Source organism: Leifsonia poae (genome assembly GCF_050632865.1).
In the GTDB taxonomy this organism is placed as follows: domain Bacteria; phylum Actinomycetota; class Actinomycetes; order Actinomycetales; family Microbacteriaceae; genus Leifsonia; species Leifsonia poae_B.
In genome coordinates, this window is record NZ_JBODSA010000003.1 from 888,882 (window position 1) to 908,905 (window position 20,024).

Consider the following 20,024-nt stretch of genomic DNA (forward strand, 5'->3'; position numbering starts at 1 on the left):
CTGGACGGACGTAGACCAGCCAGTACAGTGGGGGCATGGTCGTCGACGCGCAGTCGGTTCAGCAGACGGAGGTCGCTCGTCAGCGTGCGCTGAGCGGGCTCGGGGTCCTCGATTCCGGGCCGGAGGCGCGGTTCGACCGCATCACACGCCTCGCCCAGCAGCTCTTCGGTGTGCCGATGGTGAGCATCACCCTTCTCGACCGCGACCGGCAGTGGCGCAAATCGCAGATCGGGCTCACCCAGGAGGCGCCGCGCGAGAAGGCCTTCTGCGACGTCACGGTGCGGCAGGATGCCGCGCTGATCGTCGACGACGCGTCCGACGACGACCGCTTCGCCGACAACCCGTTCGTCGTGGGCGACCCGCATCTCCGGTTCTACGCCGGCGAGCCGCTGCATGCACCCGGCGGAGAGGCGGTCGGCACGCTGTGCGTCCTCGACACCGTCCCCCACACGCTGAGCCCCGAGCAGGAGCGCGTGCTGCGCGATCTCGCCGACTGGGTGCAGGACGAACTCCACCGCGACGATGAGCTCGACCGTGCGGCGATCGCCCAGAAGGGGCTGCTTCCGCGCCGCAAACCCCGCGCTCCGGGCTTCGACGTCGCGGCGGCCTGTGAGCCGTCGCGCGGCGTCTCCGGCGACTTCTACGACTGGTACGACGTGGGCGACGACTTCTGCATCACGGTCGGCGACGTGATGGGCAAGGGGATGGCCGCAGCCATCGTCGGCGCGTCGGTCCGCACCGCGCTGCGCAGCGCGATGGACTTCGCCGATCTCGAGGAGTCGGTGGACGCGGCATCCCGCCTGGTCGAGGAGGACCTGGACCAGCTGGCCACCTTCGTCACGCTCTTCCATGCGCGCCTCCACCCCGACGGCGGGGTCGACTACGTGGATGCGGGCCACGGCCTCGCGTTCGTCGTCCGGGACCGGAATGGCGTCGACCGTCTGCCCAGCGGCTCGCTCCCGCTCGGACTTCCGACGATGGAGCCCCGGATCCCGCAGCGCGTCGACCTCGGCCCGGGCGACTCGCTCGTCTGCATCAGCGACGGCGTGCTGGACGCGATCGGCGGCGAACGGGCGTTCCCGATCGTCGAGGCGATCGTCCGCGGGAACGCGACGCCCGGCGGAGCCGTCTCGCGCATCCTGAGCGTCGCCCGCGCCGGCATCCCGATCGACGATGTGACCGCCGTGGTGGTGCGCCGGAGCGACCGGTGAACCGCCTCCTGCTGCGGGTGGTGTGCCTGCTCGCCGTTCTCGCGGGCGTGAACTACGTCGTCTGGCGGTGGCTCGACTCCGTCAACTGGTCCGCCTGGTGGATCGCCGTCCCCCTCGTGATCGCCGAGACCTACAGCGTCATCGACACGTTCTTCTTCGCGCTGACGATGTGGCGGGTGAAGGTCCGCAACGGCCCAGAAGCGCCCGCCGAGGGCACGGTGGACGTCTTCATCACCACGTACGACGAACCGATCGACCTGGTGCTGACCACGGCCCGTGCGGCGAAGGCCATCCGGTACCCGCACAGCACGTGGATCCTGGACGACGGCGATCGCGCCGAGATGAGGGCCGCGGCCGAACGGGAGGGTCTGGGATACGTCACCCGCAGCGAGGACTGGGTTGACAAGCCGCGTCACGCCAAGGCGGGCAACCTCAACAACGCGCTGTTCCAGACGGGCGGCGAGTTCCTGCTCATCCTCGACGCCGACCAGATCCCCGAGCCGCAGATCCTAGACAACACCCTCGGCTACTTCGCCGATCCCCGGGTCGCGCTGGTCCAGACCCCGCAATTCTTCTCGAACGTCGACGACGCCGATCCGCTCGGCAACCAGGCGCCGCTCTTCTACGGTCCGATCCAGCAGGGCAAGGACGGCTGGAACGCCGCCTTCTTCTGCGGGTCGAACGCAGTGCTGCGGCGCGATGCCCTCATGGAGCTCGGCATCGTCGGCTATGTCCGCGACGTGGAGCGCACCGTCCGGGTCTCGCTGCGTGCGTCCGAGCGGATGCTCGCCAAGGCGCAGCGCTCGTCGCGCTCCGATCCCGAGACGTCCCGGCTGATCGCCGAGATCCGCTCGCACGTGGAGGAGGCGTCAGCCCGTCTTCGGGCGGGCGACAGCGTCGGCGAGGTGACCTACCGGCTGCAGCAGAGCGTGGACGGCGTGTCGCGTTCCGTCGTCCGCGGCGACATCGCCGCAATGGAGGAGGATCTGCGGGCCATCGCCGCGCTCCCGGTCCAGGCCGACTCCGAACTGGGCGCCTTCGTCGTGGACGAGGTGGCCCTCGACCGTCTCGCCGAGACCGACCTCTCGCCCCTCGCGGCCATCGAGTCGGTGCAGCGCATCGCCGACACGCTCGCGGTCGACCGCCCCGGGCAGGCGCAGCCCGTCATGCCGATGGCGACCATCTCGGTGACGGAGGACATGGCCACGGCCATGCAGTTGCACGCCGCCGGCTGGCGGAGCGTCTACCACCACGAACTGCTCGCGACCGGGCTCGCGCCGGAGGATCTGGGCACGATGCTGGGCCAGCGGCTGCGCTGGGCGCAGGGCACCTTGCAGGTGATGCTGCGGGACAACCCGCTGGTCAAGCGGGGCCTATCCGGCGGCCAGCGCATCATGTACTTCGCGACGATGTGGAGCTACCTCTCTGGCTTCGCGTCGGTCGTCTACCTCGCCGCCCCCGTCGTCTACCTCCTGACCGGCGTCATGCCGGTGACCGCGTGGAGCGTCGACTTCTTCGCCCGCTTCATCCCCTACTTCGTGCTGAGCCAGCTGATGTTCCTCGTCGCCGCGCGGGGCTTGCGCACCTGGCGCGGCCAGCAGTACTCGCTCGCGCTCTTCCCGCTCTGGATCCGGGCATGCTGGACCGCCGCGGCGAACGTGTGGTTCGGCCGGTCGCTCGGGTTCGTCGTCACGCCGAAGGAGCGCGCAGGCCGCGCTCCCATCCCGTGGCGGCAGATCTGGCCGCAGTTGACCGCCATCGTCGTGCTCGTGATCGCGGCGATCGTCGGCGTCCTGCGTGTCATCGCCGGAACCGCGGATGGTGTGGGCACGCTGGTCAACACGGTCTGGGTGATCTACGACCTCGTCGTGCTCAGCATCATCCCGAGGGCGGCTCTCTACCGCGGACCGGCCGCTCACGCCGCCAGGAAGGATTCACCGCTCCGATGAACATCACCACGACCATCCGACCGGACGGCGTCGCCGTGCTGGCTGCGAACGGCCGCATCAACCTGGTGACGGCGACCACCGTCCGCCGCGAGGTGCAGCGTGTCGTGGACGACGGCCACGCGCGGCTCGCGCTGGACCTCAGCGGAGTGGACTTCATCGACTCCTCGGGCCTCGGCGCGCTGGTCAGCGGCCTGAAGACGGCCCGGAGCGCGGGCGGAGACCTCCGCCTGGTCGCGGCGACCGAGCAGGTGGCCGGCGTCCTGCGCCTGACGAACCTGGACCGCATCCTCCGTGTCTACCCCGGCCCTGACGACGCCTACCGTGACTGAGGCGTTCCGCGAGGAATTCCTCGCCCCGGCCGACGCCGAGGCCATCGAGCGGGTGCATGCCCTCTTCGAGGAGCTTGCCGTGAGGCGCCCTGACCTCCCGGACGACCGTCGCGGCGCCTTCGAGCTGGCGGTGGTCGAGGTCGTGACCAACGTCGTGCAGCACGGCGTCGCGGGCACGCGCACCCGCGTCGAGCTGGAGCTCGGACACAGCCCCGACGGACTGCGCGCCGTCGTGACGGACGACGCCGAGCCCGCCGACATCGACCTGTCGACCGCGGCGATGCCCGACCCCGAGGACTTCGGCGAGTCGGGCCGCGGCCTGGCGCTCATCTCCCTGCTCGTGGACGAGTTCGCGCACCAGCCGCTGCCGCACGGCAACCGCTGGACGCTGTCCTCGGGCGTCTAGCCGCCGAGCGCGTCGCCGACGATCCGCTTGGCCTCCTCCTGCACCTCGCGCAGGTTCTCCTCGCCCTCGAACGACTCGGCGTAGATCTTGTAGACGTTCTCGGTGCCGGAGGGACGCGCGGCGAACCAGGCCTTGTCCGTCTGCACCTTCACGCCGCCGAGCGGTGCGTCGTTGCCCGGCGCGCGGCTCAGCTTCGCCGTGATCGGCTCTCCGGCCAGCTCGGTGGCGCTGATCGCGTCGCCGTCGAGCTTCGACAGCGCGGCCTTCTGCTCGGGCGAGGCGGGCGCATCCACGCGCTGGTACACCGGGTCGCCGAAGCGCTCGGTCAGCTCGCGGTACAGCTCGGACGGCGACTTGCCGGTCACCGCGCGGATCTCGCTGGCGAGCAGGGCGAGCAGGATGCCGTCCTTGTCGGTCGTCCACGCGGTCCCGTCGAAGCGCAGGAACGAGGCCCCAGCGCTCTCCTCGCCGCCGAAGCCGACGGTCCCGTCGATGAGCCCTGGGACGAACCACTTGAAGCCGACCGGCACCTCCCACAGCCGTCGCCCGAGCGATTCGGCCACCCGGTCGATGATCGACGACGACACGAGCGTCTTGCCGACGGCGGCGTCCTTCTTCCACTCGGTCCGGGTGCGGAACAGGTAGTCGATGGCGACGGCCAGGTAGTGGTTGGGGTTCATCAGCCCGCCGTCCGGCGTGACGATGCCGTGCCGGTCGGCGTCCGCGTCGTTGCCGGTGAGGATGTCGAAGTCCCCGCTGCGCGCGACGACCGACGCCATCGCCGACGGGCTGGACGGGTCCATCCGGATCTTGCCGTCCCAGTCGAGCGTCATGAACGACCACGTCGGGTCCACATCCGGGTTCACGACCGTCAGGTCGAGGCCGTAGCGCTCGGCGATCGCCTCCCAGTAGTGGACGCTCGCGCCGCCGAGCGGATCGGCACCGATCCTGATGCCGGAGTCCTTGATCGCCTTGACGTCGATGATGTTCTCGAGATCGTCGACGTAGTGCCCGCGGAAGTCGTAGGTCTCGACACCCGACGGCTCGGCCATCCGCACCTCGGTCATGCCGTTCGCGATGATCTCGTTGGCGCGCTTGGCGATCCAGCTGGTCGCGTCCGTGTCGGCGGGGCCGCCGTGCGGTGGGTTGTACTTGAATCCGCCGTCCCGCGGCGGGTTGTGGCTCGGGGTGACGACGATGCCGTCGGCCTGGTCGTCGTGGCCCTGCCGGTTGTACCGGATGATCGCGTGCGACACCGCAGGCGTCGGCACCCAGTCGTCGAACTCGTCCACGAGCACCCGCACCTCGTTGCCGACGAGCACCGCGAGCGCGGTCGTCGTGGCGAACTCGCTGAGCAGATGGGTGTCCGCGCCGATGAAGAGGGGACCGGTGATGCCCTGGCTGTTGCGGTACTCCACGATCGCCTGAGTGGTCGCGGCGATGTGATCCTCGTTGAACGCCGTATCGAGCGCCGACCCGCGGTGCCCGGACGTGCCGAACACCACGCGCTGCTCCGGGATGCTGACATCCGGCTTCAGCTCGTAGTACGCGCGCCGCAGGGCGTCGACGTCGATCAGGTCGGAGGGCTGGGCGGGGGTTCCGGCTCGTTCGTCCATGCCCCTACTCTTCCACGGCGGGCGGCCCACGCCAGCGGCCTCGGTAAGCTGAGCGGCATGTCCTCCGACCCCGCCGACGCGCCCGCCGAGCTGCCCGCCTCCGTGGACGACGTCTACAGCTTCCTGGGGCCGTCGGGGACGTTCACCGAGGCCGCGCTCAAGCAGGTGCCCGAGGCGCGCGGCAAGCGGTGGCGTGCCGTCAACAACCTGGGGGAGGCGCTGGCCGACGTCGTCGAGGGCCGCAGCGTGGCCGCGATGATCGCGATCGAGAACTCGATCGAGGGCGGCGTCTCGGTGGCCCAGGATGCGCTGGCCACCATCCCGGGCTTGCGGATCGTGGGCGAGTACCTGGTCCCGGTCACCTTCGTCCTGGTGGCGCGTCCCGGCACGACGCTCGCCGACGTGAAGACGATCAACGCGCATCCCGTCGCGTACGCGCAGTGCCACCAGTGGCTCGACCGCAACCTTCCCGATCACGGCCACCTCCCGGCGTCCAGCAACGTCGCGGCGGCCGCGTCGCTGTTCGAGGGCAGCACGGCGGATGCGGCCATCGCGCCGCCCGGCATCGTCGACCACCACGACGTGGTCGTGCTCGCCGAGAACATCGGCGACAACGCCAACGCCGTCACCCGGTTCGTGCTGGTGAGCACGTCCCGGACGGTCCCCGAGCCGACCGGCGCCGACAAGACCAGCCTCATCGCCGAGCTGCCCGACGACCGCCCCGGAAGCCTCCTCGACCTCCTGGAGCAGTTCTCGACCCGTGGGGTCAACCTCAGCCTCATCGAGTCGCGGCCCATCGGCGATGCGCTCGGCCGGTACCGGTTCGTCATCGACGCCGACGGCCACATCCGCGACGAGCGGGTGGCGGACGCGCTGCTCGGCCTCCGCCGGTTCAGCCCGTCGGTCATGTTCCTGGGCTCGTACCCGCGGGCGGACCGGGTGCCGGTGGAGTTCGACCAGCGCTATCGCGACGACGTCTTCACCGAGGCGCGCGCGTGGCTCGCGTCGCTGACCGACGAGACGGGTCACGACGCAGCCGCTCCGGCGTAGGCTGCGAACACGCAGCACAGCGAGGAGGTCGGCATGGTCGGCGAGGAGCAGGACGGCAGCGGTCGGGGCGACGCCTTCGACCCGCGCTACGACCCCTCTTTCCAGCGCGGCTACCAGCCGCAGCCGGGGAGCGCGCGCAGACCCGTGTCCGTGCCGACGCGCCCGACTCCGCCTACCGCCGGCCGTCGTCGCTGCTGCAGCGCCCCGCGGAGACGGAGGCCGACGACGACCTTCCGCCGCTGGATGTGCGTGCAGCGCTGGTCCGCGAGCCGGGGGCCGCCCTCGAACCCGCGTCGGCCGCCCCGGCGTACGTCGTCGGCCCCGGAGCGCTCGCCCGGCTCGACGTCAGCCCCCGGCGCAACCCGCTCATCCTGGCTCTGTGGATCGTCGGCGGCGGCTTCGTCCTGCTCGGCATCGTGCTCTACTGCATCTCGGTCACGTCGTCGTACAGCGGTCCGACGCCGAGCAGCGACGTCGGCTCGCTCGTGTTCGCGCAGCTCGGATGGATGCTCGCCGGCCCGCTGATCACCGTCGGCCTGCTGACCCTCGTCGGGCTGCTGTTCCTCAACGCCCTCGCCGGCCGTAGGGCGCCGGTGGAGGCGTCGCCGGACGACGAGCTCTAGGCGGAGGGCACCCGCACCCGCAGGCTCAGTTCGTCGACGTCGAGGTCCAGTCCCACCACGTCGCCGAAGGCGTCGCCGTCGAGCTCGAACGGCTCGGGCGCATCCACCTCCAGTTGCACCGACGCGCCGCGCAGGTAGCTGAGCCGGGCGCGCACGGCCCGGTCGGTGAACCGGATGATGCGGCGCCCGAGCGCGGACTTGCGCAGCACCCGGTTCTCCCACGTCACCTTCCGCCAGATCGCGAGCCACCCGAACACGGTCGCAGGCTGCAGGATGGCCACGTCGAGCAGGCCGTCGTCGATCGCGCCGTCCGGGATCAGCTCGATGTTCCCCGGCAGCGCGCCGCAGTTGGCGATCAGAATGGTGCTGACGTGCGCCGAGCGCTCGTGTCCATGGTCGAGGCGGAACCGCACCCGCACCTTCTTCGCCGACGGCCACGTGCGGAACGCCGCATCCACGTACGCCAGCCAGCCGAACCGCCGCTTGAGCTCCGGCCGCGCGCCCGCGATCATCGCCGCGTCGATCCCGATCCCGGCCATGACCAGGAACACGTGCTCGGACTGCGACCCGTCCGCGTAGCGGGCGGAGGCGACGCCGGCATCGATCCGGCGCGTGTCGCCCCCGAAGGCGACGGCGCACGCCGCCTCCACGCTGCCGAACGGGATGCCGAGGTTGCGGGCGAGGAGGTTGCCGGTGCCGCCCGGGATGACGGCGAGGGTCGCGTCGCGCCCGCGCAGCGCCTCCGCCACGGCGCGCACCGTCCCGTCGCCGCCCGCGGCCAGCACCAGCGTCGCGCCGCGGTCCAGCGCCTCGCGGGCCTGTGCCTGCCCGCCCTCCTCGACCGTTGTCGGGAGCCAGAGCAGGTCGACGCCCTCCGCCTCCGCCGCCGCTGCCTCGACCGCCGCGCGCACCCGGGGGACGTCGACCCGGACGGGGTTGTAGACGACGGCGACGACCATCCCCGCGTCCCCACCCCGAGCGTTCACGCTGCTCACGCTACCTGTTCGGCATCGGTCGATAAGCTGGTCAGGTGATCGATCCCGTGCTCCTCCGCGAGAACCCCGATGTCGTCCGCCGCTCGCAGGAGGCGCGCGGCGACTCCGTGCAGCTCGTCGACGAGGCCATCCAGGCCGACATCGAGCGCCGCGCGTCCATCACGGCCTTCGAAGAACTCCGCGCCGAGCAGAACGCGTTCGGCAAGACCGTCGCGAAGGCGCCGAAGGAGCAGAAGAAGGAGCTCGTCGCGCAGGCCCAGCAGCTGGCCGGCCGCGTCAAGGAGGCGCAGCAGGCCGCGAACGAGGCGGATGCGCGCTTCGAGCGTCTGATCCGCAGCATCGGCAACCCGATCATCGACGGCGTTCCGGCGGGCGGCGAGGACGACTTCGTCGTGCTCAAGACCGTCGGCGACATCCCCGAGTTCCCCTTCGAGGCGCGCGACCACCTGGAGCTCGGCGAGCTCCTGGGTGCGATCGACATGGCCCGCGGCGCGAAGGTCGCCGGCGCCCGCTTCTCGTACCTCCGCGGCATCGGCGCCCGCCTCGAGCTCGCCCTGATGAACATGGCGCTCGACAAGGCCGTGCAGAACGGCTTCATCCCGATGATCACGCCGACGCTGGTCAAGCCGGAGATCATGCAGGGCACCGGCTTCCTGGGCGCGCACGCCGACGAGGTCTACCACCTCGAGAACGACGACCTCTATCTGACCGGTACGAGCGAGGTCGCGCTCGCCGGGTACCACGCCGACGAGATCATCGAGGTGGATGCGCCGCTGCGCTACGCCGGATGGTCGACCTGCTACCGCCGGGAGGCCGGCTCGGCGGGCAAGGACACCCGCGGCATCATCCGCGTGCACCAGTTCGACAAGCTCGAGATGTTCGTCTACACCCGCCCGGAGGAGGCGGAGGCCGAGCACGAGCGGCTGCTGGGCTGGCAGGAGGAGATGATGCAGGCGCTGGGCCTGAGCTATCGCGTCATCGACACCGCCGCGGGCGACCTCGGTTCGAGCGCGGCGCGCAAGTACGACGTGGAGGCGTGGATCCCGACCCAGGGCCGCTACCGCGAGCTCACCTCCACCTCGAACTGCACGACCTTCCAGGCCCGCCGCCTCGACATCCGGTACCGCACCGAGAGCGGCAAGACGGCTCCCGTCGCGACCCTCAACGGGACGCTGGCGACGACGCGCTGGCTCGTCGCCATCCTCGAGACGCACCAGCAGGAGGACGGCTCGGTGCGTGTCCCCGAGGCGCTGCGTCCCTGGCTGGGCGGGCTGGAGCTGCTGGAGCCGATCGCGCGGTGAGCTCCGACGAACGCCTGCTGATCGCGCTCGACGTCGACGGCACGCTGATCCACGAGGACGAGACGATCGGCGACGCCGTCCGCCTCGCGGTCGCCCGCGTGCGCGACGCCGGCCACGAGGTCATGCTCGCGACCGGCCGCAGCTGGGAGACCGCGCGCCCCATCCACGAGGCGTTCGGGCTCGACAGCGAATTCGTCGTGTGTGCGAACGGTGCACTCACGATGAAGCGCGACGCGACGCTCGAGGGCGGTTACCGGCGCGAGTTCATCGAGGTCTTCGACCCGACGGACGTACTGCTGACCATGCGCCCGCACCTGCCGAGCGGCAGCTTCATGGTGGAGGGGCCGACCGGTTTCCGCCGCTACACCGAGGGCATGACCGACTGGGAGCTGGTGAACGCCGAGCAGGTGCCGTTCGAGGAGCTGCTGCAGCATCCCGCCACCCGCGTCGTCGTGGTCTCGCCCGAGCACGACACCGAGGAGTTCCTGTCGATCGTCGACCGGATGGGCCTCCAGCGGGTCAGCTACTCGATCGGCTGGACGGCGTGGCTCGACATCTCGCCCGACGGCGTCAATAAGGCCACGGCGATGGAGCGGGTGCGGCACGCGCTCGACATCCCGCGGTCGCGCGTGGTGGCCGTGGGCGACGGCCGCAACGACCTCGAACTGCTCACCTGGGCAGGCGCCGAGGGGCTGAGCGTTGCGATGGGACAGGCGCCCGACGAGGTCAAGGCCGCGGCCACGCGGTCCACCGGTCCCGTCGTCGAGGATGGACTCGCCGACGTGCTCGACTCCCTCTGAGAGCATTTCCAGCCACCCTGTGGGACCCTTTAACCCGGCGTGCGCCTTCCGTGGGCGTGCGCTCGAGTCTGTGTGGCCCCGCACCGGAAGGAAGTGAATGAGCGAGATGCCCACCCGCGCGCAAGCGCGAGCGCAGGAGAAGACGGCAGGACCAGCGGTCCGCCACGGTCGACTGAAGCAGCACCGTCCGCTCACGGCACTCCTCAAGATCTTCGTCGCGGTCATCGCCGTGTTCGGCGTCACGGGCGTCTCCCTCGCGGCGTATGCAGCAGTGGATGTGGTGGCCAGCGTCAAGAAATCGGTCAAGCTCGTCGACTCCAAGGGCAACGCGGTCACGCCGAGCGTCGGCGCTATGAACGGGGCGTTCAACGTCCTGCTCGCGGGCAGCGACTCCGGCGGCGGCAACGCGGCCTACGGCGACCGCGGTGAGAACCTGAACGACGTCACGATGCTGCTGCACGTCTCCGCCGACCACAAGAACGCGACGGTCGTGAGCTTCCCGCGCGACATGTACGTCTCCATCCCGTCCTGCCCGAACCCCAAGGGCGGCAGCTTCGACGCGATGAGCCGGCAGAAGATCAACAACACCCTCAGCTACGGCGGCCTGGCGTGCACCGTGCTGACGGTCGAGAAGCTGACGGGGCTCGAGATCCCCTACGCGGGCGTGATCCAGTTCGACGGCGTGATCGAGATGTCGAACGCCGTCGGCGGCGTGCCGGTCTGCGTCGCGGGCGACATCAACGACCCGTACACGGGCCTGGATGTGAAGGCCGGCCAGAACACCCTCCAGGGCCAGCAGGCGCTCGCCTTCCTCCGCACCCGCCACGGCGTCGGCGATGGCTCCGACCTCGGCCGCATCAGCAACCAGCAGGTGTTCCTGTCGTCCCTCGTGCGCACCATCAAGAGCGCGGACGTGCTGAACAACCCGGTCAAGCTGTACGGCATCGCCAAGGCGGCCACGAGCAACATCACGCTCTCCGACAGCCTCAACAACCCCACCACGATCGTCTCGATGGCCATGGCGCTGAAGAACATCGACATCAGCAAGGTGGTGTTCGTGCAGTACCCGAACCACTACGACGGCGACGGCGTCTCCCCGACGAAGGACGCTGCGGCCCAGCTCATGGGCGCGCTGCTGAACGACCAGCCCGTCACGCTGAGCGGCGACACCGGCGTGGGCTCGGAGGCCGACCCGAACGCGCCGGGAGGCGCCCAGACGCCGGCGACGCAGGCACCGGCGACGCAGGCGCCCGCGACCCAGGACCCGGCGACCCCGCCGGTCGACGGTTCCACGCAGGCTGCGGGCGACGGATCCGGCGTCCAGCTGCCGTCCGACGTCCACGGCCAGACCGCTGCGCAGTACACCTGCTCGAAGCCGTTCCAGGACTGACGTTAGACTCAAGGCGCCCGGTCGCGGCCGGGCGCTCAGGAGGGCTGTCCGAGCGGCCGATGGAGCCAGTCTTGAAAACTGGTGGGCAGAAATGTCTCGTGGGTTCGAATCCCACGCCCTCCGCTTCACGAATCCTCGTGATCGTAGGTAGATAACTACGGTTCCGCGCTCCGCGATCAACAAGAAGTCCAGTTAAGCGCGATGAATGAGCGAGAAATCACTCGACCGACTCAAGTGGTGTCAGCCGTGCGTCACACCCTAGGATCTTGGGCACCTGACCTGGAGCCCGTCCACAGACTGGGGAGCGTGCCGTGGAAGTCTTTTCGTTGGCTGGATCCAAGTCCGCTGTGTCTGTGGAGTCGTTATTGACCGAGCTGTCACACGCGGATGTACCACGAGACTTCAGAGTGCCAAGAAAGCTTCAATCGCGTGAATTTGGGGGCATGGCGACTTTCGCCCAAGCTTGTGCAACCTGGGCCCACAAGTTCCCAGACTCGGCACTCCGCACGTATGTCTCTGACGATCAGCCTGAGCGCGACTTGTCCAACTTGCTCGGCGCCGACCACGGGATTGTCTCAATTTCGCTTGCGAGTGAAGTGAAGGACCGGGCAGGCGTTGACATCACCTGGGCCGCAAAGCGCGCAGAACTAGCCCGCCTTCAACAGCTCCAGAAAGTGGAGACCGCCAAGCGAGGCATGAAGCTCATGATCGTCGCCGCAGACGATACCTCGTTTGCAAGTCCAGCGGCACTCTATTCATCCAACGGCGCAGGAGGTGGGACACTCCGCACTGAAGCTGGCTTCATACTCTTGGCGAAGCAGATTTTAGGAGCAACATCGCTAGGGATGGACGCCGAAAGACTCACCCCGGCAGCTGGTCCTCTCGGCAGCTTGCTCTATGAGCTCGTCCGCAATTCGCATGAGCATGGGCGAGTTGAGGTCGACGGTTCTGCAGTCCGGCGGTCCGTGCGCTTCCTGCGCGCCGAAGGAGTGTGGCACAACTCTGAGTCCGACTTGCTGGCCCAAGCTGCAGGCGACGAAAGACTGGCTGCTTACTTGAGCGCAACCGGCGGAAGCGGGAAGTCGAAATACCTTGAGCTCACCATATGGGACAGCGGTCCGGGTCTCGCCACTAGGCGTTTGCGAGACCTCGGCTTTGGGCGCCCGAGCTTGGACCAAGAGTGGTCCGCTTCGATCGATTGTTTCGAGAAGCATCTGACCACGTCGCGTAACGGTGCAAGGGGGCTCGGTCTAGAGCGAGTTCAAATGGCACTTACCAACCTCCGTGGGCTGCTTCGTCTCAGAACGGGGAGAGTATTGCTTGAGCGAGACTACGTCGACCAGCCGCACCATCCGGGAGCCAGAGCACAGTTCGGCGAACCAGTCGCATTGGCGCCTGTGCGCGGCACCTCAATCACGCTGCTCTTTCCGACTAGCGAGCAAACTCGATGAGGAGGATCTCTTCGGGGGCGTTCGCATTCGATGCCAGCCTGCCCACTGTGGATGATCGAAAGAGAAACATCACAGTGCTATTTGTTTCTAGTTCACGGCTGAGCGCTCAAGAAGCCGGACAACTGCTAGCAGAACATTTCGCCGGCGTTAGCTACCCAGACGAGATTTGGATTCTCGGGATTGCGGACAACAGGACGACCGTCGCCGACCTGGCACGCCATCAAGATCTCAAAGATCGAGTGCCCGGTTTCACAAGATTTCGAGACACCCCGGTTCTTCTGCCATTCGTTGTGAACATGGACGGGGGGATCGAATCCGTCGATGGCCAAGCCCTTGCCCCACCTGTTGTGGCGGCGGTCTTCAGTTACGGCTTGGTATCCATATTTCGAGCTCACAATGGCATGCTCGATGCTCATGCCGGCTATCACTACGTAAAGCCGTCAAAGCGTCATTCGGACCATTTCTTGCGGACTGCAAATGTCCTGCTCTATGGCGCAGAGGTGGAGTTTATCGCTGCCGCAATTCTGAGGCGTGTGGCGGGGCGCCAAGTACACAGAATCTATACCGACTCCTCGTCGATAAACTCTCTCGGATTGTCGTTGGCAGACTTGCTTTCCCGGCTTCGCGGGGACGTGCGGCCATCCGTAGACAGCTTCAGCAGCTACCAAGGGCTCAAAAGCGACTTCATAATCGAACCGGATGAGAAATCGTTCGCCCTCATTTCGGCGTCCACTTCGGGTGGTCTTGTGGACGAGCTTGAGTCCACCCGGCAGATCAGTCGGGACCAACAACTCATCGTCTTTTACGTCGGCCCTCCGCTGTCTGAACAGCTGGTCTTACAAGACCTGACGTCCGGTGCAAACGAACTCGGTTACATTGATCCTTTTCAGTCCTGGGAACCCAAGGAATGCCCGCTTTGCGATCAAAATCAGTCAACGGTCATCATTCAGGGCGACCAATTCCTGCCTGCTAGCCCCACAGTCACGGGGAGGATGATCGGGACCAAAGATGCGCCGTCTTGGCTGAACCCTTTCATGCGCGACGTCGCCGGAAAGGGCATCATCACGTGCCGCCTGGGCAATCGCACGTTTTATCTACAGATTGGCAAGGTTCTCTCTGGCGATGCCGGAATGTTCTCCGAACGCATCTCAGCCGCCATTGAACGGTATATCCCGGCGGCCACCGAATGGATAGTTCCGCTCGATGATCGGGACTCGCAGCTCCTCGCGGAGGGCATTCAAAGTCATCTAGCGAATCTTGGCGTGAAGATCGAATCTGACCATGTGATCAGCGCGCGAGCCCTGACGGAGGGCTCCCATCAGCCACTTGCAGGTGGCGTGGTAGTCGTTGTCGCCAGCGTGGTGGTTTCGGGGCGAGCGCTCCTCAATGTCAGCCGCGCGCTTCGTACGCTGCACCCGGATCAGCCAATCTCATATTTCGTGACCTTGATGCGCACTCCGGGCGAGGCCGAAGCGCGCGATCTGGAGGTGAACCTGGCCTGGGGGCCTAGGGGCGCCCAATTCGACGTCCACACCGTGACCAAAGTGTTTGTGCCGAACGAACGCGAAGTGGAGGCGTCGACCTGGGATAGAGAGCGAAAATTCCTCACGGTTGTCGCTGAACGTATTCAGAAGATGGACCAATCCGCTCGGATAGCCGATCAGCTGGCTGCCATAAAGAAGCGAATCGAGGAACTGAGGGGACCGTCCGTCGGCCAATTGTTCCTTCCAGGCATCGACGCCGATGGCAACGAATTCGACCTCGAACTGCGTCCAAACTTTGCGTTTTGGTCGTTTCAGCCGACCCCGAAAGCGAGTCAAGCCGACGTGTTCTTCACAATGACCTCGGTATTGCACGCTCTCAGGAACAGCAGACGGTCAGCAAGCCTGACGCGTGACCACAACTGGAACGTGCTAGATCCGCGCAATTTTTCGAGGTTTAACGACGGTGTGATACAAGCATCGCTCTTGCGCGCAGCTCTGCCATACGAGCTTGACTACTCGACGGATGCTGCCATGAGCCATCAAATGCAAGCCATAGTGGACGCGTCTCTGAATTCGGCAGACCCGGCCGAATCTTCCGCTATGTCTGAGTTTCTGCTCGCTTTATGTACGGGTACTCTTCGGCTCGAAGACCCTGATTTGCAACTTATGGCTCACTCGCTCAAGCACATCGCCGCAGGGAGCGACCTTCGGGCTGCCCTCGCTGAATACTTCCGGGTTGTCGTCGTCGATATACCGGCCGAACAACAGACATGAATCGACAATCACTATTCGGACAGGCGGCAGCTTCTCCAGATAAGCCTGACTATTCATTGAATTGCGCCGCAAAGCTCAACCCTGGCGGTTACCGCGTCCGATGCCTTCCCTAGTCGGGACCACTACGGCAGCCGGCCAACGTTCGAATCCCACGCCCTCCGCTTCACACCGAGCCCACCGGGTCGACAACGTCGTACGGCGCGGCTACCGTGTCAGCGAACCCGTAGACCGCCGCTATTCGGCGTGCCCGAGACGAAGTGGAGTGCCGAGATGACCAGACGCGTTCCCTCGTCGCGGCCGCGGTCGTGCTCGCCCTGGGTCTCGCCGGCTGCAGCGGCGGCGAGTCGTACTCGACGCAGACGGCGTCCCAGCTGCAGCATGCGGTGCTCGATGTCGCCACCACCTCGGCCGGCAACGACTACGCGGGCGCGCTGGCGAAACTGGCCACGCTGGAGCAGCTGAATGACGCGGCCGTCAAGAAGGGCTCCATCAGCGTGGCCCGCCACGACGCGATCGCGCGCTCCATCGCCGCGATCCGGGCCGACCTCGGCCGGTTGCAGGACGCGGCGGAGAAGGCCCAACTGCAGCAGCAGATCCAGCAACTCCAGCAGCAGCAACAACAGCAGCAGCAGCAGCAGCCGAAGGACGACGGCAAGAAGGACGGCAAGGGCGACAAGGGCGGTCCTGGCAAGAAGGACGACGGTAAGGGGGTGGCTGACTGTGTCGACGACCGATGAGATCCCCGCAGCCGCTCCGGACGATGCCGCCCCGGTGATCGCCGACCGGTACCGCCTCCTCGAGCGGATCGGTCACGGCGGAATGGCCGAGGTGTTCCGTGCGCAGGACCAGTCCCTGGGCCGCGACGTCGCGCTGAAGATCTTCCGCCGCGAGCTCGCCTCGGCCGAGGATCTGCGCCGTCAGGAGGTCGAGGTGCGCCTGCTCGCGGGGCTGTCGCATCCCTCCCTGGTCACGCTGTTCGACGCCACCTCCGACGGCGACGGGCGTGGCGTGCTCGTCCTGGAGTACGTCAAGGGCAGCGACGCGCGCGACCGCCTCAAGGACGGGCCGCTCCCGGGCCCGGTCGTGGCGGCGATCGGCCTCGACATCGCGAACGCCCTGGCCTACATCCACAGCCAGGGAGTGGTGCACCGCGACATCTCGCCGGCGAACATCCTCCTGCCGGACTCGTTGTCCACCGGCGTCGCCGCCAAGCTCACCGATCTGGGCATCGCCCGGCTGGTCGACGACACCAAGATCACCGCGACCGGCTCGGTGATGGGCACCGCGAGCTACATGAGCCCGGAGCAGGCGCTGGGCCGTCCGCTGACGGGCCGCAGCGACGTGTACTCGCTGGGGCTCGTGCTGCTGGAGTGCCTGACCGGCCGACGCGAATTCCCGGGCACGGTGGCGGAATCCGCCGCCGCGCGCCTCACCCGCGACCCCGCCGTTCCGTCCACGCTCGACCGGCGGTGGGACGCGCTCCTCGTGTCGATGACCGCCCGGGAGCCTGAGCAGCGGCCGTCAGCGGAGGCCGTCGCCACCCAGCTGCGAGCGCTTCTCGATCAGGATGCGTGGGTCGGCAGCATCCCTGATCCCGCGGACCTTCCCACGGCACGGATGGACCCACCCACGGCACCCGTGACCGCCGGGACCGGCCCGACCCGGCTGCTGCCGGCGCCCGTGGGGGAGGACGCTCCGGCCACCGGCCCGACACGAGTGCTGCCCGCCTCCGAGCAGGAGGACGCGTCGGCCACCGTTCCGCTGACGGAGCGCGCCGCACCGGCGCCGGCAGCCGAGCGACCCGTCCGACGTCCGAGCCGTCGTCGCATCCTCGACCTCGCCCTGGCGGTGGATGCGCTCGTGGCCGTCATCGCGATCATCCTGGCCGGTGTAACGCTGTCGACAGCCGACCACAGCGTCCCCGACCCGGTCCCCACCTACCCGGCGGTCGACGGGACGCTCGGCGATCACCTCAAGCAACTGGAGGATCAGGTCTCGCGCGACTGGACGCCCTGACCGGTCCCGGATCGAGGGGCGCGGAAGGTGACAGCGGTCGTCACCGCGGCAGCGCCCACGAGGAGCGCGAGCGCCCCGAGACCCGCCGAGACGCCGACCGCCGTGCCGATCGCGCCGACGAGGAGCGGGCCGCCGGCGTCGCCGAGCTCGCGGCCCAGCTCCGCGTTGCCCATCGTCCGCCCGAGCCTTTCCTCCGGCGTGGTCGCCGCGAGGTGCGCGTAGGCGAGGGGCGTCGCGACCCCGACAGCCGCGCCGATGAGGACAGCCGACGCGTAGAGCGCGACGGGCTGCTCCCACAGCATCAGCACGGCGGCGACGGCGCCGGTCGCCAGGGCGGTGCTGACACCCGCGCGGACGGTGACGCGGCCGCGATCCCGCAGCCGCCCGGTCCAGGGCTGGGCCACGGCGGAGATGACCGCGATAGCGGCGACGGAGGCGGCGCTGGCGATCGGACCGACCCCGGTTCGGGTGAGCAGGAGCGGGAGGTAGCCGACCGCGACGCCGAGGAGGCCGGTCGTCGCGGCGAGTGCCAGGGTCGGGAGGAGGAACCCGCGCTCGGTCGTCTGGCGGATCAGATCGGCGAGCGTGTACCGGGGCCGGGGACGCACGGGCAGCGACGGGACGGCGACGGCGACCCAGACGGCCGTCCCCGCGGCTAGCAGCGTGAGCGCGACGTAGAGGGCGCCGATCCCGAACGCGGTGATGAGGGCGGCGCCGAGGAGCGGACCCGCTGCGTAGCCGATGCTCTTCCACGCTCCGTAGCGGCCGAAGTACCGCCCCAACCGCTCGCTGCCGGCCAGCCGCGCGACCGCGCTGGAGGATGCGGGCGAGAAGGCGGAGGCTCCCGCGCCCTGTCCCAGCCGCGCGAGCGCGATCACCAGCGGAGTCGGATCGAGGATCGCCGCCGCGGAGGCGAGCGCGAACACGACCAGACCGCCGAGGATGACCGGCTTGACGCCGATGCGGTCGCTGAGGGCGCCGAAGATCGGCTTCAGGATGACCTCGGCGAGGTCGTACAGGGCGAGGATGACGCCGAAGGTGAGGAGCGACAGGCCGAGCCCGCCGGCCTCGACGCCCAGGCCCGTCGCGACGCCGTGGGCGCCGAACGCCGTGGTGAAGCCCGCGAGGTAGAGCGGAATCAGCGCGCGGCTTTCCGGTCTGGTTGTCACACGTCGAGTGTAACAGTCGTTACAGGACAACATGTGCTGTTTGTCAGATAGCTCAGCGTCCTCCGGGGCCGCGCGCATGTGACGCCGATTACGCTGGCGTCCGTGACGACAGACGTGAAGTGGGTCCTGATCTTCGTGCAGTTGCCCTCGGAGCCGTCCCGGCACCGCGTGGCGGTGTGGCGCGAGCTCCGCAAGGGCGGCGCCGTACCGGTATCGCAGGGCGCCTGGGCGATGCCGGATGCGCCGGCCTTCCGAGCCTCGCTGGAGCGCGCGGAAGAACTGACGAACGCCGGCGGCGGCGTCTTCGCCGTCATCGACGCCGCGCCGCGCACCGACAGCGGCCAGGCTCTGATCCGTGACGCCTTCGTCGCGGCCCGGCTGGACGAGTGGAGCGAGTTCCGGGCGGACTGCGGCAAGTACGAGGACGAGATCGCCCGCGAGATCGCCAAGCAGAAGTTCACCTTCGGCGAGCTGGAAGAGGAGGAGCAGAGCCTCGACCGTCTGCGCCGCTGGTTCCGGGATCTCAAGAAGCGCGACATCCTCGAGCTTCCCGAGGCGGACGCGGCGGAGGAGCACCTGCGCCAGTGCGAGGAAACCCTGGCCCGGTACTCCGAGCTCGTGTACGACACGATGCGGGGCAACGCGCCGGCCGGCATCCTGTCGCCCGACGCGGGAGCCGCCGAATGAACGCGATGACGCCGCTGGACCGAGAGGACCCGCGCACGCGGCTGGCGCGGCTGCCGCAGCTCCGGCACTGGCTGCTCGTCAGCCTGATCGGGACCCTTGCGATCCTGTTGCTGGGCTTCTCCGCCAAGCTCATCCCCGGCGTCCTGCCCACCGAACTCGCGTGGGATGAAGAGCTCACCGATCATCAGCACGCGGTGCTGAACGGCGTGGGCGTCGCCCTCTCCGCGATCTTCTCACCGCCCGGCATCCTCGTGCTCCTCGCGCTCTCCTTCGTCTTCCTGCTGGTCGTGCGCCGGTCTCCCGTCAACGCCTTCGCGTTCACGGGCCTGGCCGCGTTCGGCTGGCTGAGTTCGGAGGTCTTCAAGCTGATCGTCGCCGAACCGCGTCCCGCTGCCGCGCTTCTCGACCATCCGCTGCTCGCCGAGGCCGGGCACGACAGCTTCCCGAGCGGCCACACGACCTACATCGCCGCGTACGCGATCGCCTGCTACCTGCTGGCCCGCGGCACCCGTTGGCAGTGGCCGGTCGCCGTTCTCGGCGTCATCGCGGTCGTCGGGATGGCCGGCATCCGCCTCTACGTCAGCGCCCACTACCTCACCGATGTGCTCGGCTCGGTGCTCGTCGCACTCACCGCCGCCGTCTTCTTCACCGGTCTCTGGAACCGGATGGGGTTGATCGTGCTCAATCGCGTCCCGCTGGTCGGGAGGCTGGGTCCCGTGCCGTCGGCCGGCCGCTGACGGAGCAGGGCCACCCCTGGAAAGGTCCCGCTTCCG

General features: G+C 68.2%; 17 protein-coding genes and 1 tRNA gene. 15 read left to right on the plus strand and 3 right to left on the minus strand.

Annotated elements, in window-relative coordinates:
* The first annotated feature begins 35 nt into the window (after nucleotides 1-35).
* The 4 genes from ACRAWB_RS14625 to ACRAWB_RS14640 are packed head-to-tail and all read left to right on the plus strand — an operon-like array spanning nucleotide 36 to nucleotide 3,895.
* On the plus strand, nucleotides 36-1,211 hold the full coding sequence (locus ACRAWB_RS14625; protein ID WP_431353978.1) for a PP2C family protein-serine/threonine phosphatase: 1,176 nt from the start codon (nucleotides 36-38) through the stop codon (nucleotides 1,209-1,211).
* The gene (locus ACRAWB_RS14630) at nucleotides 1,208-3,160 is read left to right on the plus strand and encodes a glycosyltransferase family 2 protein (protein ID WP_431353979.1); all 1,953 of its coding nucleotides are present in this window, start codon (nucleotides 1,208-1,210) and stop codon (nucleotides 3,158-3,160) included. Before ACRAWB_RS14625 ends, ACRAWB_RS14630 begins: the two co-directional genes overlap by 4 nt.
* Nucleotides 3,157-3,489, plus strand: a complete 333-nt coding sequence (locus ACRAWB_RS14635; protein WP_431353980.1) for an STAS domain-containing protein — start codon at nucleotides 3,157-3,159, stop codon at nucleotides 3,487-3,489. The genes ACRAWB_RS14630 and ACRAWB_RS14635 overlap by 4 nt, the downstream gene beginning before the upstream one ends.
* Entirely contained in the window at nucleotides 3,482-3,895 is a 414-nt protein-coding gene (locus tag ACRAWB_RS14640) for an ATP-binding protein (RefSeq protein ID WP_431353981.1), read from the plus strand. The genes ACRAWB_RS14635 and ACRAWB_RS14640 overlap by 8 nt, the downstream gene beginning before the upstream one ends.
* Here ACRAWB_RS14640 and pgm read toward each other — a convergent pair.
* Nucleotides 3,892-5,511 carry a phosphoglucomutase (alpha-D-glucose-1,6-bisphosphate-dependent) gene (gene pgm, locus ACRAWB_RS14645; protein ID WP_431353982.1) on the minus strand — a complete coding sequence of 540 codons (1,620 nt, stop codon included), beginning with the start codon at nucleotides 5,509-5,511 and terminating at the stop codon, nucleotides 3,892-3,894. The two genes, ACRAWB_RS14640 and pgm, sit on opposite strands and share 4 nt — an antisense overlap.
* A gap of 57 nt (nucleotides 5,512-5,568) precedes the next feature.
* On the opposite strand from pgm, the gene pheA reads away from it, so the two are divergent.
* Both pheA and ACRAWB_RS14655 read left to right on the plus strand, forming a co-directional pair.
* Entirely contained in the window at nucleotides 5,569-6,561 is a 993-nt protein-coding gene (gene pheA / locus ACRAWB_RS14650) for a prephenate dehydratase (protein ID WP_431353983.1), read from the plus strand.
* A gap of 245 nt (nucleotides 6,562-6,806) precedes the next feature.
* The gene (locus ACRAWB_RS14655; protein ID WP_431353984.1) at nucleotides 6,807-7,184 is read left to right on the plus strand and encodes a hypothetical protein; all 378 of its coding nucleotides are present in this window, start codon (nucleotides 6,807-6,809) and stop codon (nucleotides 7,182-7,184) included.
* On the opposite strand, the gene ACRAWB_RS14660 is transcribed toward ACRAWB_RS14655, so the two are convergent.
* On the minus strand, nucleotides 7,181-8,170 hold the full coding sequence (locus tag ACRAWB_RS14660) for a diacylglycerol/lipid kinase family protein (RefSeq protein ID WP_431353985.1): 990 nt from the start codon (nucleotides 8,168-8,170) through the stop codon (nucleotides 7,181-7,183). The two genes, ACRAWB_RS14655 and ACRAWB_RS14660, sit on opposite strands and share 4 nt — an antisense overlap.
* 44 nt (nucleotides 8,171-8,214) lie before the next feature.
* Here ACRAWB_RS14660 and serS point away from each other — a divergent pair, with 44 nt between their 5' ends.
* From serS to ACRAWB_RS14695, 7 genes are all read left to right on the plus strand, one after another.
* Nucleotides 8,215-9,480: a serine--tRNA ligase gene (gene serS, locus ACRAWB_RS14665; RefSeq protein ID WP_431353986.1), complete on the plus strand. Its 1,266-nt coding sequence runs from the start codon at nucleotides 8,215-8,217 to the stop codon at nucleotides 9,478-9,480.
* The gene (locus ACRAWB_RS14670; RefSeq protein WP_431353987.1) at nucleotides 9,477-10,280 is read left to right on the plus strand and encodes an HAD family hydrolase; all 804 of its coding nucleotides are present in this window, start codon (nucleotides 9,477-9,479) and stop codon (nucleotides 10,278-10,280) included. The genes serS and ACRAWB_RS14670 overlap by 4 nt, the downstream gene beginning before the upstream one ends.
* 97 nt (nucleotides 10,281-10,377) lie before the next feature.
* Nucleotides 10,378-11,670 (plus strand): LCP family protein, encoded by a 1,293-nt coding sequence (locus ACRAWB_RS14675; protein WP_431353988.1) that lies wholly within the window; start codon nucleotides 10,378-10,380, stop codon nucleotides 11,668-11,670.
* A gap of 38 nt (nucleotides 11,671-11,708) precedes the next feature.
* Nucleotides 11,709-11,793, plus strand: a tRNA-Ser gene (locus ACRAWB_RS14680).
* A gap of 1,375 nt (nucleotides 11,794-13,168) precedes the next feature.
* The gene (locus ACRAWB_RS14685; protein WP_431353989.1) at nucleotides 13,169-15,379 is read left to right on the plus strand and encodes a hypothetical protein; all 2,211 of its coding nucleotides are present in this window, start codon (nucleotides 13,169-13,171) and stop codon (nucleotides 15,377-15,379) included.
* Nucleotides 15,380-15,636: 257 nt separating this feature from the next.
* On the plus strand, nucleotides 15,637-16,116 hold the full coding sequence (locus ACRAWB_RS14690; RefSeq protein ID WP_431353990.1) for a hypothetical protein: 480 nt from the start codon (nucleotides 15,637-15,639) through the stop codon (nucleotides 16,114-16,116).
* A complete protein-coding gene (locus ACRAWB_RS14695; RefSeq protein WP_431353991.1) occupies nucleotides 16,100-17,395 on the plus strand; it encodes a serine/threonine-protein kinase in 1,296 nt (431 codons plus the stop codon). The genes ACRAWB_RS14690 and ACRAWB_RS14695 overlap by 17 nt, the downstream gene beginning before the upstream one ends.
* Here ACRAWB_RS14695 and ACRAWB_RS14700 read toward each other — a convergent pair.
* Nucleotides 17,368-18,564, minus strand: coding sequence for an MFS transporter (locus ACRAWB_RS14700; protein WP_431353992.1), 1,197 nt, complete (start codon nucleotides 18,562-18,564; stop codon nucleotides 17,368-17,370). The two genes, ACRAWB_RS14695 and ACRAWB_RS14700, sit on opposite strands and share 28 nt — an antisense overlap.
* 102 nt (nucleotides 18,565-18,666) lie before the next feature.
* Here ACRAWB_RS14700 and ACRAWB_RS14705 point away from each other — a divergent pair, with 102 nt between their 5' ends.
* Both ACRAWB_RS14705 and ACRAWB_RS14710 read left to right on the plus strand, forming a co-directional pair.
* Nucleotides 18,667-19,251, plus strand: a complete 585-nt coding sequence (locus ACRAWB_RS14705) for a Chromate resistance protein ChrB (protein WP_431353993.1) — start codon at nucleotides 18,667-18,669, stop codon at nucleotides 19,249-19,251.
* A 5-nt stretch (nucleotides 19,252-19,256) separates the two neighbouring features.
* Nucleotides 19,257-19,988, plus strand: a complete 732-nt coding sequence (locus tag ACRAWB_RS14710; protein ID WP_431353994.1) for a phosphatase PAP2 family protein — start codon at nucleotides 19,257-19,259, stop codon at nucleotides 19,986-19,988.
* The last annotated feature ends 36 nt before the right edge of the window (nucleotides 19,989-20,024 follow it).